Raw genomic sequence first — 12473 nt, forward strand, 5'->3', positions numbered from 1 at the left:
CGGGCCACACAACGGAACAGAGCGGGCCCGCAGCGGCAAGGGCTTAGGATAGGACCCAGCTTCAAGAGATGTGGCGCCAAGCTCCGACTGGCCACGCACCAACCCCATGTTCACGGGTGGTTCGGATGAGGAAGCGGCCCGTACCGGACCAGAGACAACCGGGCGGGCAAGAGCACTCCACCAAGGAGAAGTCCGTGCCGTACCAAGCTGAACCCGGCCTCCCGATCCCGAGCCTCACCGCAGCCGAAACTGTTCCGGTGATTCCCGCCGTCGACCTCGTCGGAGGGGCGGTGACTTTGTTTGTTGGCGGCGAAGCACTGAGCTTTCACCATCCTGAGCCAAGGATCCTCGCAGACGCGTTGGCACGGTCCGTCCGCACCGCACAGTGGTGTTCCACATCGCGGACGCTGATGGTGACTGTGGCCGCCGTCGGACGTATCGCCGGGCGCGAACGGCGATTCAGTCTGCGCTCCCTCAACGAGGCCTAAAGCTCGTCGCCGTCCCCGCGGAATTCTTCCTCGGGCCCGTCGAGCGGCACCACGCGTTCGTCGTCGTCGGCCACTTCGTCGTCCTCGGTCCAGGCCTCATCCACTTCCTGGTCCTCGTTGTAGTCGTAGGCCGGATCCGATTCGATGGTGGCCCGTTCCGGGTGGTGCGGATGTGATTCGGTGCTCATGTTTCAACCTCCGTCCCATGGGCCGCGCCAAGCGGTCCACTGACCGAAATGCGGGAAATGCCCCGCCCCTGTCTATCCATCTGAGCACCGCCTTTGGGAGGGGTCAAGGCAGGGTTCCGCAGCGCCGGAGCTCCGGTGCCAAAAGGGCCGGAATTAAGGCATGCCGAACATTCCTGTTGAGGAATACCAGCCGAAAATCCGCGGAAATAAGCGGTACAGTGGGCGGTGCAAAGGGGCCGTAACCGTCCCACCGAGCACAGGAGAAGCAGTGCAACAGCACCAGGAATCCCATGGTCCGTCGAGCCCCGCTCCGGATTCCCGCCCCGAAGAAGAAATCCCTCGAACGCCCACGCAGTCGGACATCCGCCGCTGGCGTCAGTACCTGGCGGACGAACGGGCCGAGGCTGCCGTCTACCGCGAACTCGCGCAACGCCGGGACGGCGAGGAACGCCAGATCCTCCTTGCCCTGGCCGAAGCTGAGGGCCGGCACGAAGCCCACTGGCTCAAGCTCCTCGGGGAACACGCAGGGATGCCCAAGGCAGCCTCCGCACGCAGCCGGCTCCTTGGTTTCCTGGCACGGCATTTCGGTTCAGTCTTCGTCCTGGCCCTTGCCCAACGCGCTGAGGGGCGCTCCCCCTACGGCACGGACCCCTACGCAACCCCGGCCATGGTGGCCGACGAACAAATCCACGAGGAAGTTGTCCGGGGCCTTGCAACCCGCGGCCGCAACAGGTTGTCCGGTACGTTCCGCGCAGCCGTTTTCGGCGCCAACGACGGCCTGGTGAGCAACCTCTCACTGGTCATGGGCATGGCCGCCACGGGTGTTTCCAGCGCCGTGGTCCTGATGAGTGGCGTGGCCGGACTCCTGGCGGGTGCGCTCTCCATGGGTGCCGGCGAGTACGTCTCCGTCCGGTCACAACGGGAGCTGCTCAACGCCACCCTTCCCACGCAGGCCACGCTGGCCGCGGCGCCATCGCTGGACGTGGAACACAACGAACTCGTCCTGGTCTACCTCGCCCGCGGCATGACCCGGGAGGCAGCTGAACACCGCGCTGCAGAACGCCTGGGGCTCTTCAGCTGCGACTGTGATCCAAGCCTGTCCCTCCAACCCGAAAAGGAAGAGGTAGCCGACGAGCACGAAACCGTCGGTTCGGCATGGGGCGCAGCGATGTCCAGTTTCTGCTTCTTCGCCTCGGGTGCCATCGTGCCCATCCTGCCGTTCGTTTTCGGCATGGTCGGCTGGAACGCGCTGATCCTTGCCGGCGCTTTGGTGGGCGTCGCGCTGCTGGCGACGGGCGCCGTCGTCGGTCTGCTCTCTGGAACGTCCCCGCTGAGCCGTGGCCTCCGCCAGCTGGCCATCGGCCTCGGTGCCGCAGCTGCCACTTACGGACTGGGGCTCCTGTTCGGCGCGGTGATCGTCTAAGCAACACATGTGAATGGACGCTGCACGGCCCGTCCCGTAATGTTGGTGCGTCCTCTGCGCTTCCGGCGTGAACGGGGCTTGAGGAATGGAGAACCGTGGACACCGAGCCTGGGGCGTCGCACGCGGGCGAACCCCGCCGTGCCGGCAAGGCACTGCGGTTGCTCCTCGGCTTGGTCATGGCGGTGGTCGCTGCCGTGGTGGCGGTCCTGGTCAGCGGTTTCCTGCATGGCGATCCCCGCATCACTGCCTTGGTCCCGGGGCTCCCGCTTCCCCACGCGCAACCTGACGGGCAGGGCACACACAACCCGGCGAAGGCCCTCAATGCTCCCCCGCCCGGACTGGAAGAGGCAGATGCCCCGCTCGCCTCACCGCTGGCGCCTGCCGTCACCAATGATTCCTACAAGTTCCTGGCAACGAACGACGACGGCACTCCGGTTGGCTATTCCCCTTGCCGTCCGCTGCACTACGTCGTGAATGATGCCGCGGCACCCGCGGGCACGGACGAGCTGCTCCAGACCGCGCTCTCCAACGTCTCCGCCGCAACCGGAATCACATTCGTCAATGACGGCACCACCGATGAACTGCCCACCGAAAAACGTGAACCGTACCAGCCGGCAAAGTACGGCGAGCGCTGGGCGCCACTGCTGATTTCCTGGACCACCCCGGAGGCCGCGCCTGCCTTGGCGGACAAGGTGATCGGGACCGGCGGAAGCACCATGTACTCGCTGAACAAGGGACCAAAGAGCTACATCACGGGCAGCCTGGAGTTGGACACACCGCAAATCTCGGAGCTACTGGCCGAGGAAGGCGGGTCGGACTACGTCCTGGCCGTCATGCAGCATGAGCTGAGCCACGTGATGGGCCTGGACCATGTCGATGACCCGGTGCAGCTGATGTACCCGGAAATCGGCGCGCCCGATGGCTTGGCCGACGGTGACCTGACCGGCCTGCACCTGCTGGCCTCTGCCCCCTGCCGCAAGGATATCTAAGCCCCTTTTTGGCTGGAGCCGGGCCATGGACTTCCCGGCGGGCGTGGTCCTATGCTGTCCCAAACGGCCGACGGCGGCGCCCCACCGCGCGTTTAGGGCCGTCGCGTCAGGGGGTTCGATGGAACCTGATGGGTCGCCACAAGGGCCAGACCCCTATCCCCCGCCGCGTCATCTCCCGCCCGCCCAGGGACCCCTTCAGCAACCGACTCCACAGATCAAGCACCGGACGGTAGCTGCGATATTCTTCTTTTTCGGCGTCTTGGGGCTGGTCTGCGCAGGAGCCTACTTCGGCGGAGACCTTCAGCCGTTGTGGGGTTCCGCCGCTACAGAGAGCCAATCCCCGAGGCCGGGGGTGTTGCCGTTCGGGCAACGTGAGGACCCCGTTCCGGGGCGGGAGGAAGCCGATGCTCCGCTGGGCACGCCCGCGCCCCTGCTGCGGACCAGTACGGCCTACAAGTTCCTGGCCGTCAAGCCGGACGGCACGCCTGTGGCTTACTCTCCCTGCCGTCCCATCCATTACGTGGTGAACTCCACGCTGGCTCCCGCGTCCTGGCAGCCCCTCGTGGAGGAAGCTGTCCGGCAAGCCAGCCTGGCGACGGGTCTCCACTTCATCTACGACGGCCCTACCTCGGAGCTTCCCACCGCCAACAGGGCCGGCTACCAGCCGGAGACGTACGGTGACCGCTGGGTTCCGGTCCTGATTGCCTGGACCACACCCGAGCAGGTCCCGCGCCTCACCGGCCAGACCGTCGGGTTGGGTGGCAGTTCGTCGATCGGCCTGAGCAACGGCTACAAAGCTTACGTGACCGGCTCGGTGTCCTTGGACGCACCCCAGTTCGCCGGAATCATGGGTTCGTCCCAGGGCCGGGAGATCGGCGTGGCCGTGATCATGCACGAGTTGGGGCACGTCCTGGGCCTTGACCACGTGGATGACCCACGCCAGCTCATGTACGACCAAGCCTCCTGGGTGCGGCAATACGCTGCCGGTGATCTCACGGGCCTTGCCAAGCTTGGCCAGGGTCCGTGCAGCAAGGACTTCTAGGCATTTCCAACCGGGCGCCGGGAGCTTCCCACTACCACGTCCATTGCTTCCTCAACGGTGTCCACCAGGAAGATGCGTTCCGCCATGGGCTTCCCCGCGGCCAGGCTTTGCAGCATGGGCCAGGCAGGGAAGGTCCGTTCCCAGTGCTCATGGCCAACCAGCACCATGGGAGTGATGGTTTCGGGTGCACCATAGAAGTTCTCGCACGCATCCTGGAAGATCTCCTGCACGGTGCCAGCCGAGCCAGGGAGGAAGACGATTCCGCCGTTGCACAGCTCCAGCAGGATGGCCTCCCTGATGGCGTTCGCGAAGTACTTGGCGATGTGCGTGGCGAACAGGTTGGGTGGCTCATGACCGTAGAACCACGTGGGAATCCCCAGTGTGGCGGTCCCTTCCGGATGATGTTCGACGACGACGGCGGCCTGGCGCGCCCAAGCCGTCACCGACGGCCGGAACCCCGGTACGCCGGCGAGCGTCTCCAGCGCAGCGCGGAAGTCGTCGTCGTGCGTTCCGCTGAGGTACGCACCCATGTTGGCCGCCTCCATGGCACCGGGACCACCGCCGGTGGCGACGGTGAGACCGGCCTGCGCGAGGAGGCGTCCCAGTCTGGCCGCGTCGGCGAATTCCCGGCTGCCGCGCTGGGCCGCGTGGCCGCCCATGACGCCCACCAGTTTGGACCCCGAGAAGGCGCCGTTATGGAGGGCTTCGTCCAGGGCATCTCCGATGGCGTGGTCGTGCAGGGCCGCGGCGAGCGTTGCGTCGAGGCTGGACCGTTGGCCGGGCAGGATGCTCCATTGGTAGACCTTGGCATCCAGGGTGGACTCGTACTCCGTGGCGGAGATGTCCTGGTACAGCTCCTGCGCCGTGTAGAGGCTGCCGCGGTAGGGGTTGAACGGCACTCCCCTGAGTTTGGGGAAGATCAAGGCACCCCGGCTGCGCAAGGTGTCCTCCACGCCGTCGTCAAAAGTGCACCCCAGGAAAATGGCGCCTTGCGGATTGAGCGAGAGCAGTTCCCGCGAGCGTCCGCGCAGGTCCAGGGACTGCGCGTGCCAGCCATGCATGGAGGCCGCCCCGGCGCCAACCAGCCTGTCGAAGTGAACCACGCTTTCGACGTCGAGGGTCCGCGGGCTGGGGTTCAAGGCGCCGGATGGATTCATGGCTTCAGACTAGTTGGCCGGAAGGTTACACAGCCGTTTGGGGCCCGGGACAGCATCCGTGCATCATGAAGCATGACCAACAGTCCCCGGATTGGCGTACCCGTCCGCCTCAGCAGTTCCGACGCCCCCGACGCCCGGGTGGGCGAGGCCAATGAACTGTTCGTGTTCATTGTGGAGTTGCTTCGCGAGGCCGGCGCCGAGCCGGTGTTGCTGACCCCGGAATCCGTGTTGGGAACCGAACTCGCCACGCTGGACGGAGTACTCCTGCCGGGCGGCGGCGACCTTGACCCACGGCTGTACGGTCAGGAACCGGTGGAGGCCGTGTACGACGTCAACCCCGGGCAGGACGCGCTGGACTTGGCCGTCGCCCGTGCGACGCTCGACGCCGGGCTGCCGCTGTTGGGCATTTGCCGCGGGCACCAACTCCTCAACGTGCTCTACGGCGGGACGCTCATCCAGGACATGCTTCCGTCCACAGTGGTGCACAGCGGCCTGGACCCGGATGACGCTGCGGCCAGCGAATGGGCCTGGCATGAGGTGGTGCTGGCGGCGGGCTCCCGGACCGCCGCACTCTATGGCTCCACCGAAGGCAGCACGGTGAAGATCGCCTCCGGCCACCACCAGGCCGTGGCTGCCGTGGGAGACGGCCTGGTGGTCACGGCAATCGCCGACGACGGCACCATCGAAGCGCTGGAAGACCCCACCCGGTGGGTGACATCCGTGCAGTGGCATCCCGAGGCCTCGCAACTTCCCGATGCCGAGCGCCTACGGCCCTTCAGCGCCTTCGTGGAAGTGTGCCGGAAAGCTACCCAGGACAGGTCCGGAGGAGTACAGTAACGCTCACTGCATCAGGGCCCTTACTTTTTGGGACCGTGGAGTGCATAATTTCATTCGAATGACGTCGCAAGGGCGTCTTAAGTTAGCCGGCTGGGGGGCCCAACGTCTGCTCAAAGGAGCATTGTTGTGGTCCGTCCAAATCCCGCCAAGCCCCTAAGTCATCCGAACGGTTCCTCTTCCCGCACCCGCAGAATCCTCGGTTTCCTGCTGGCTCCAGTTCTGGCTTTCGGCGGGCTGGTGCTGGCCGGCGCCGCACCTGCCGCCGCGGCTGTGCCACCCTGCGCAGGAACCGGCGGTGCCATGCAGATCGTGGCCCACACCGATGACGACCTGCTGTTCCTCAGCCCGGACTTCATGCGGGACATCCAGGCCAAGCGCTGCGTGCAGACTGTCTTCACCACTGCCGGAGAAGCCGGAGAAGGTGCGTCGTACTGGCGCGGCCTGGAGGCCGGCATCCGGGCCAGCTACTCCAAGATGGCCGGTGTCGCGGACTCCTGGACCACCTCCGACGCCGGTGTCCCCAACAGGCCGCTGACCATGCAGACCCTCAACGGCGCACCCAACATCTCCGTGGTGTTCATGCGGCTCCCCGATGGTTTCCCTAATGGCGACGGCAGCGCTGCCTACAACGACCAGAGCATCCTCAAGCTCTGGGACGGGCGGCTTTCCTCCATCCGGCCCGTGGACAACGCGGCGACGTTCACCAAGACGCAGTTCCAGAACGCCCTGAACCGTTTGGTGGCCAACTTCCAGCCCACCACCTTCCGCACGCAGGACTGGACCGGAAACTTCAACAGCCCCTACGACCACAGCGACCACTGGGCCACAGCCAAGTTCGCCCAACTGGCTACCCGTAGCTACACCGGGCCGCACACGTCCATCGCCTATGACGCGTACGTGATCGACGAGTACCCGCAGAACGTGACAGGTGCTGAGCTGACGGCCAAGGTGGATACCTTCGTGCGGTTCGCCGATTTCGATATGTACATCTGCAGCAGCCCAGGCGAGGGCTGCCCGGATTCACCGTACGATGAGTGGCTCAAACGCCAATATGTCACAGCCATTGAGTGGGTAGGAAACGCTGCCAAATCAACGGGAGCCACTGTTACAGCGTCATCGCAGAAGGCTGCTGCGCAGAGCCCGGAAAAGGCACGCGACGGCTATTTCTGGGGAGCGCCCATGGACGCTTCCCGCGAATGGGTTACGGCCGGCGAGAAAGCAGGCAGCTGGATCCAGTACAACTTCTCCCCCACCCGCACCATCAATTCCGTGACCCTGGCGGACCGTCCGATCCTCAGTGACCAAGTCACAGGCGGCAACCTGCTGTTTTCCGACGGAAGCACAGTTGCAGTTCCGGCACTGCCAAACAACGGCTCCGGGCTGACAGTCAATTTCCCTGCCAAGACCGTGAGCTCAGTGCGCTTCAACATCACTTCGGTCAGCGCCAGCACCACCAATGCCGGGCTCGCGGAGTTCGAGGCCTACCTGGCGGCGGATACTGTAGCCCCCGTGGTCACCGCAACACCACCGGGCGGAACGTACACCGCAGGCCAGGCCATCACGCTCGCAGCCAACGAGACCGCAACCATCTACTACACGGTGGACGGCAGCACGCCCACCACGGCAAGCCCGAAGTACACAGCGCCGATCACCCTTAACGGGGCAATGACGCTGAAGTACTTCGCGGTGGATGGTTCGAACAACTCGTCCGCCGTGGCCACCCAGACCTACTCCACCGGGCCTGATGTCACCAAGCCCGTAGTGACGGCGAACCCGGCCGGTGGCGCCTATGCCGCGGGGACAAAGATCGCCTTGACGGCCAACGAGCCCGCCGAGATCCGGTACACCACCGACGGCACGGATCCGCTGACCGCAGGCCTCGTCTACAGTGCACCCATCACCTTCAGCGGACCCGGTCCCATGACGCTGAAGTACTTCGCCAAGGACACGGCGGGCAATACCTCCGACGTCGCCACCCAGACGTACACGGTGCCGCCGGACACCACGGCTCCCGTGGTCTCGGCCAGCCCCACCGGCCGTGCCCTGGCCAGCGGCGCCACCATTTCTCTCAGCGCCAATGAGCCGGGCAGCATCTACTACACCACCGATGGCAGCACTCCCACGGCGTCAAGCACCAAATACACGACGCCGATCGTCATGGGCAGCTCCACGCTGACGCTCAAATACATCGGGGTGGACACGGCTGGAAACACCTCGGCCGTGGGAACCCAGACCTACACGGTTCCCGCAGCCGGACCGCCGTCGGCCCATGACTTCAACGGCGACGGACGCGCCGACGTCCTGGCGGCCGATACGGCAGGCAACCTCTACCTGTACCCAGGCAACGGTTCCGGCGGGTTGCTGCCACGGCAACTGTCCCTCGCAGCTCCCGCATGGTCCTCCATCACGGACACCATCACGCCAGGGGACTTCAACAGGGACGGCAAGAATGACCTGCTGGCCCGTTCCGGCGACATCCTGTACTTCTACCCAGGCGACGGGGCAGGCAGTTTCGGGGCGCGGGTACAAGTGAGCACTGGCTGGAGCACCATGACCCAGCTCTTCTCCCCCGGCGATTTCAGCGGCGACGGAATCCCTGACTTCATGGGGCGGCGCAGCAACGGCGAGCTCCGGCTGTACGAGGGAAACGGAACCGGCGGGCAGCGCACGCCGTACACCGTTGGCACCGGCTGGGGCATCATGAATGCCATCTTCAGCACCGGCGATTTCAACGGCGACGGCAAGGCAGACGTACTGGCGCGGCGCACGGATACAGGCGCATTATGGCTGTATCCGGGCAATGGCTCCGGTGGCTGGCTGCAGTGGAACCAGATCGCGACGGGTTGGAGTACCCGCACTGCACTCGCCGGTCCCCGGGACCTTGATGGCGACGGCAAGAACGACGTCCTGGGCCGCATAGGAGACAACTTGTGGCTCTACCCCGGATCGGGAGGCGGAACTCTGGGAAACGTGCCGCCGATCAGCCTGGGCACGGGTTGGCAGGGGATGAAGGTCATCGCCTGAGCAACCCCCTATGAACCTGGCGCGGGTCGGAGTTTTCCCCCAGACTCATCCGGCCCGCGTCAGCCACGTCCAACGCTCTCTCACCAAACCACCCCTTCCCACCGACCCTCTCTCACCAAACCACCCCTTCCGGCCAACGCTCTCTCACCGCCACGACGGCCGACGGCGGCACTCGCGCGGGTGCCGCCGTCGTGCGGGACGGCAGGTGATAGAGCATCGGGTTGAAGGTGCGGTTTGGTGAGAGAGCGTCAGGGTGAAGGTGCGGTTTCGTGAGAGAGCGTCAGGGGGTTACTTTGACGGGGACGCCCGTTTCGAGTGACTCCTGGGCTGCGTCCGCCACGCGCGAGGCAGCCACCGCATCTTCCGGAGTGCACGGGTTCTTCCGCTGTCCCAGGATCACTTCCACGAACGCGGCCACCTCCGAACGGTAGGCCTGGTGAAAGCGCTCAGCGAAGGTCTTGTGCGCCGCGCCGGCAGGAAACGCGATCCCCAGTTCGGCGGAACGGACGGCCATCTGATGGTCCATGCCCACCAGGATGGAACCCTCCGAACCCTGGAGTTCCAGCCGGACATCATGGCCGGCACCGTTGTAACGGCTGGCCGAGACCGTTCCTACCGTGCCGTCGTCGAACGTCACCACTGCCAAAGCGGTATCGACGTCGCCAACCTCGCCGATGGCCGGGTCGCCGTTGTTGGAACCCTTGGCGTAGACCTCAACGATTTCCTTGCCGGTCAGCCAGCGGAGGATATCGAAATCGTGGACGGAGCAATCCCGGAACAAACCGCCGGATGTGGCGAGGAACTCCACGGGTGGCGGGGTCATATCGCAGGTGACGGCGCGCAATGAGTGGATCCACCCGAGCTCGCCGGCGTCGTAGGCCCGCTTGGCTTCCAGGTAGCCCGCGTCGAAGCGGCGCTGGTGGCCGATCTGAACCGTACCGCCCTTCTCCCGGATGTACTCGAGCACCGGCAAGGACTCGGCCACATTGACAGCCACGGGCTTCTCGCAGAACACCGGGATCCCCGCGTCCACGCCGGCACGGATCAGATCCGGATGCGTGGCCGTCCCGGTTGCGATGACCAGGCCGTCGATGCCGGAGGCAATCAGTTCCTCCACCGTGGCCAGGAACTCCGCCCCGAAATCCGCGGCAACCGAGCGGGCATGCTCCTCGGCGACGTCCGTCAGCTTGAGCCGAAGCTGCACGCCGTCAGGGTTGAGGACCTCGTTCAATGCGCTGATGTTCCTGGCGTGCATGACGCCGATCCGGCCCACACCTACCAGGCCGAGCGTTACTTCCTTCATGGTTTCTCCGGGGCGGCTTCTGCCACGTCGGCTACTTCGGCTTTGACCTCGTTGAGGGCTTCAGTGTGTCCGCCGAGTTGTTCGAGCTCGTGGGCGAGTTCGGCCAGTTCGGCGCCGCCTGCCATTTGGGCGGTGAGTTCCTCGAGGGTGATGTCCTTCTTCTCGTAGTAACCGATGGACTTACCGCGCTTGAGCAGCAGGAACCGGTCACCGACGGGGAACGCGTGGTGGGGGTTGTGGGTGATGAAGATGACGCCGAGGCCGCGGTCGCGGGCCTGCAGGATGTAGCGGAGTACGACGCCGGACTGCTTGACTCCCAGCGCGGCGGTGGGTTCGTCGAGGATCAGGACCTTCGCGCCGAAGTACACGGCGCGGGCGATTGCCACACACTGGCGTTCACCGCCGGAGAGCTGCCCGATGGGCTGCTCCACGTCGCGCAGGTCGATGCCCATGTCCGCGAGTTCCTTCTTAGTGATGTCCTTCATCTTCTGGACATCCATCCGGCGGAACGGGCCCACCCCGGTGGTGAGTTCGGAGCCGAGGAAGAAGTTCCGCCAAATCGGCATGAGCGAGACGACGGCGAGATCCTGGTACACCGCCGCGATGCCGGCGTCGAGCGCCTCACGGGGTGAGCCGAGCTTGCGGTCCTCGCCCATGATCTTGAACGAACCCTCATCGTGCTGGTGCAGGCCGGCGATGATCTTGATCAGCGTTGACTTGCCGGCGCCGTTGTCACCCAGGACGCACGTGACACGGCCGTTGTCCACGGCCATCGTTACGTCCCGCAGGGCGATGATGTTGCCGTAGTGCTTGCCCACGGCTTCGAGGGAAAGCAGGTGCACGGGCGTGTGGGTCAAGGGGTCCTTCTCGTCTTTCAGCAGGGTTTGCTGGTCGATCTGTTGTGCATTCATTGGTCCGGCCCCTTACTTCAGCTCTGCCCGGCGTTTGACGATGAGGTTGACGATGGTGGCCAGCAGCAGCATCAAGCCCAGGAAGAACTTGAACCAGTCCGGATTCCATTGTGCGTAGACTATGCCCTTGTTGGCCATGCCAAAGATGAAGGCACCGATCGCCCCACCGACAGCCGAGCCGTAGCCACCGGTCAGGAGGCAGCCACCGATCACTGCGGCGATGATGTAGAGGAACTCGTTGCCCACGCCTTCGCCGGACTGCACGGCGTCGAAGGCGAACAAATTGTGCATGCCCAGGATCCAGCCGCAGAAACCAACAGCCATGAACAGGCCGATCTTGGTCTTGGTCACCGGGACACCCACGGCGCGGGCAGCGTTGGCGTCGCCACCGACCGCGAAGATCCAGTTACCGATCCGGGTCCGCAGGAGCACCCAGGAAGCAATCAAGACCAGGACGATCCAGAAGAAGACCGTGATCTTTACTTCCACGCCGCCGATCCTGATGGAGGAGGCAAAGACCGCGCGGGCGGAGTCGAAGCCGTCCAGTTTGGAGATCGACGGCGACGAAACAGAGCCGCCGATAAGCCGGGTCAGTGCCAGGTTCAGGCCGGTCAGCATGAGGAACGTGGCAAGGGTGACGATGAAGCTGGGCAGCTTGGTCTTGACCAGGATCCACCCGTTGATGAAGCCGATGCCCAGGGAGACGACCAAAGCCAACGCCACGCCAACCCATGCGTTCATGGAGAAGTACCAGCTGAACAACGAGGCCGTCAATGCGGAGGAGATGACCGCAACACCGGTGGAGAGGTCGAACTCGCCACCGATCATCAGCAGCGACACTCCAACGGCCATGATTCCGATCGTCGAGGAACCGTACAGGACCGTGGCAAGGGCGTTCGGCTGCGTGAACGTCTGGGAGACCGATGCGAAGAAAATGAAGAGGACGACGGCTCCGACGAGGGCGCCGACTTCAGGACGGGCCAGGAACTTCTGGAACGGATTGCGGCGTCCGACCCGTTCATCACCGGGCGCCGAAGCCGGTGCCGGTGGCAGGGTTGCTGTGTTTGCCATAGGAATGACTCCTTGTTGGTCTGGCTGCGCGGCGGGGCGA

The 12473-nt window shown here is 64.9% G+C and carries 11 protein-coding genes and 1 riboswitch; of the genes, 6 read left to right on the forward strand and 5 right to left on the reverse strand.

Translation table 11 applies throughout. The annotated features are described in order from the left end of the window. The first annotated feature begins 59 nt into the window (after positions 1 to 59). Positions 60 to 179: riboswitch (SAM riboswitch) on the forward strand. A 15-nt stretch (positions 180 to 194) separates the two neighbouring features. Continuing rightward, positions 195 to 488 carry a hypothetical protein gene (locus ACFVSJ_RS16235; protein ID WP_387437957.1) on the forward strand — a complete coding sequence of 98 codons (294 nt, stop codon included), beginning with the start codon at positions 195 to 197 and terminating at the stop codon, positions 486 to 488. Here ACFVSJ_RS16235 and ACFVSJ_RS16240 read toward each other — a convergent pair. Continuing rightward, positions 485 to 676, reverse strand: coding sequence for a hypothetical protein (locus ACFVSJ_RS16240; RefSeq protein ID WP_387437958.1), 192 nt, complete (start codon positions 674 to 676; stop codon positions 485 to 487). The genes ACFVSJ_RS16235 and ACFVSJ_RS16240 overlap by 4 nt on opposite strands. A 268-nt stretch (positions 677 to 944) precedes the next feature. Between ACFVSJ_RS16240 and ACFVSJ_RS16245 the strand changes: the two genes are divergently transcribed. From ACFVSJ_RS16245 to ACFVSJ_RS16255, 3 genes are all read left to right on the forward strand, one after another. Then, a complete protein-coding gene (locus ACFVSJ_RS16245; protein WP_387437959.1) occupies positions 945 to 2099 on the forward strand; it encodes a VIT1/CCC1 transporter family protein in 1155 nt (384 codons plus the stop codon). 152 nt (positions 2100 to 2251) lie between these two features. After that, the gene (locus ACFVSJ_RS16250; protein ID WP_387438121.1) at positions 2252 to 3088 is read left to right on the forward strand and encodes a matrixin family metalloprotease; all 837 of its coding nucleotides are present in this window, start codon (positions 2252 to 2254) and stop codon (positions 3086 to 3088) included. A 355-nt stretch (positions 3089 to 3443) separates the two neighbouring features. Continuing rightward, positions 3444 to 4130 carry a matrixin family metalloprotease gene (locus ACFVSJ_RS16255; RefSeq protein WP_387437960.1) on the forward strand — a complete coding sequence of 229 codons (687 nt, stop codon included), beginning with the start codon at positions 3444 to 3446 and terminating at the stop codon, positions 4128 to 4130. Here the strand turns inward: ACFVSJ_RS16255 and ACFVSJ_RS16260 are convergent. Beyond that, positions 4127 to 5287, reverse strand: a complete 1161-nt coding sequence (locus ACFVSJ_RS16260) for an LOG family protein (RefSeq protein WP_387437961.1) — start codon at positions 5285 to 5287, stop codon at positions 4127 to 4129. The two genes, ACFVSJ_RS16255 and ACFVSJ_RS16260, sit on opposite strands and share 4 nt — an antisense overlap. 72 nt (positions 5288 to 5359) lie before the next feature. On the opposite strand from ACFVSJ_RS16260, the gene ACFVSJ_RS16265 reads away from it, so the two are divergent. Further along, positions 5360 to 6124 carry a gamma-glutamyl-gamma-aminobutyrate hydrolase family protein gene (locus ACFVSJ_RS16265; RefSeq protein ID WP_387437963.1) on the forward strand — a complete coding sequence of 255 codons (765 nt, stop codon included), beginning with the start codon at positions 5360 to 5362 and terminating at the stop codon, positions 6122 to 6124. A gap of 126 nt (positions 6125 to 6250) precedes the next feature. Continuing rightward, on the forward strand, positions 6251 to 9148 hold the full coding sequence (locus tag ACFVSJ_RS16270) for a chitobiase/beta-hexosaminidase C-terminal domain-containing protein (RefSeq protein WP_387437964.1): 2898 nt from the start codon (positions 6251 to 6253) through the stop codon (positions 9146 to 9148). A 280-nt stretch (positions 9149 to 9428) separates the two neighbouring features. On the opposite strand, the gene ACFVSJ_RS16275 is transcribed toward ACFVSJ_RS16270, so the two are convergent. Genes ACFVSJ_RS16275 through ACFVSJ_RS16285 form a run of 3 tightly spaced genes read right to left on the reverse strand, consistent with a single transcriptional unit; the run spans position 9429 to position 12433 of the window. Further along, complete coding sequence (locus ACFVSJ_RS16275) at positions 9429 to 10451, reverse strand: Gfo/Idh/MocA family oxidoreductase (RefSeq protein ID WP_387437965.1); 1023 nt, start codon at positions 10449 to 10451, stop codon at positions 9429 to 9431. Next, positions 10448 to 11362 (reverse strand): ATP-binding cassette domain-containing protein, encoded by a 915-nt coding sequence (locus ACFVSJ_RS16280; RefSeq protein ID WP_387437967.1) that lies wholly within the window; start codon positions 11360 to 11362, stop codon positions 10448 to 10450. The genes ACFVSJ_RS16275 and ACFVSJ_RS16280 overlap by 4 nt, the downstream gene beginning before the upstream one ends. A gap of 12 nt (positions 11363 to 11374) precedes the next feature. Continuing rightward, positions 11375 to 12433, reverse strand: a complete 1059-nt coding sequence (locus ACFVSJ_RS16285) for an ABC transporter permease (RefSeq protein WP_387437969.1) — start codon at positions 12431 to 12433, stop codon at positions 11375 to 11377. Between the last annotated feature and the right edge of the window lie 40 nt (positions 12434 to 12473).

This window comes from Paenarthrobacter sp. NPDC058040 (assembly GCF_042885775.1).
GTDB lineage: Bacteria > Actinomycetota > Actinomycetes > Actinomycetales > Micrococcaceae > Arthrobacter.

What these genes read in the sequence shown, in the direction of transcription:
- ACFVSJ_RS16285 (WP_387437969.1), bottom strand. Translation starts at nt 12,433, where the DNA reads ATGGCAAACACAGCAACCCTGCCACCGGCACCGGCTTCGGCGCCCGGT.
- ACFVSJ_RS16240 (WP_387437958.1), bottom strand. Translation starts at nt 676, where the DNA reads ATGAGCACCGAATCACATCCGCACCACCCGGAACGGGCCACCATCGAA.
- ACFVSJ_RS16260 (WP_387437961.1), bottom strand. Translation starts at nt 5,287, where the DNA reads ATGAATCCATCCGGCGCCTTGAACCCCAGCCCGCGGACCCTCGACGTC.
- ACFVSJ_RS16265 (WP_387437963.1), top strand. Translation starts at nt 5,360, where the DNA reads ATGACCAACAGTCCCCGGATTGGCGTACCCGTCCGCCTCAGCAGTTCC.
- ACFVSJ_RS16275 (WP_387437965.1), bottom strand. Translation starts at nt 10,451, where the DNA reads ATGAAGGAAGTAACGCTCGGCCTGGTAGGTGTGGGCCGGATCGGCGTC.
- ACFVSJ_RS16280 (WP_387437967.1), bottom strand. Translation starts at nt 11,362, where the DNA reads ATGAATGCACAACAGATCGACCAGCAAACCCTGCTGAAAGACGAGAAG.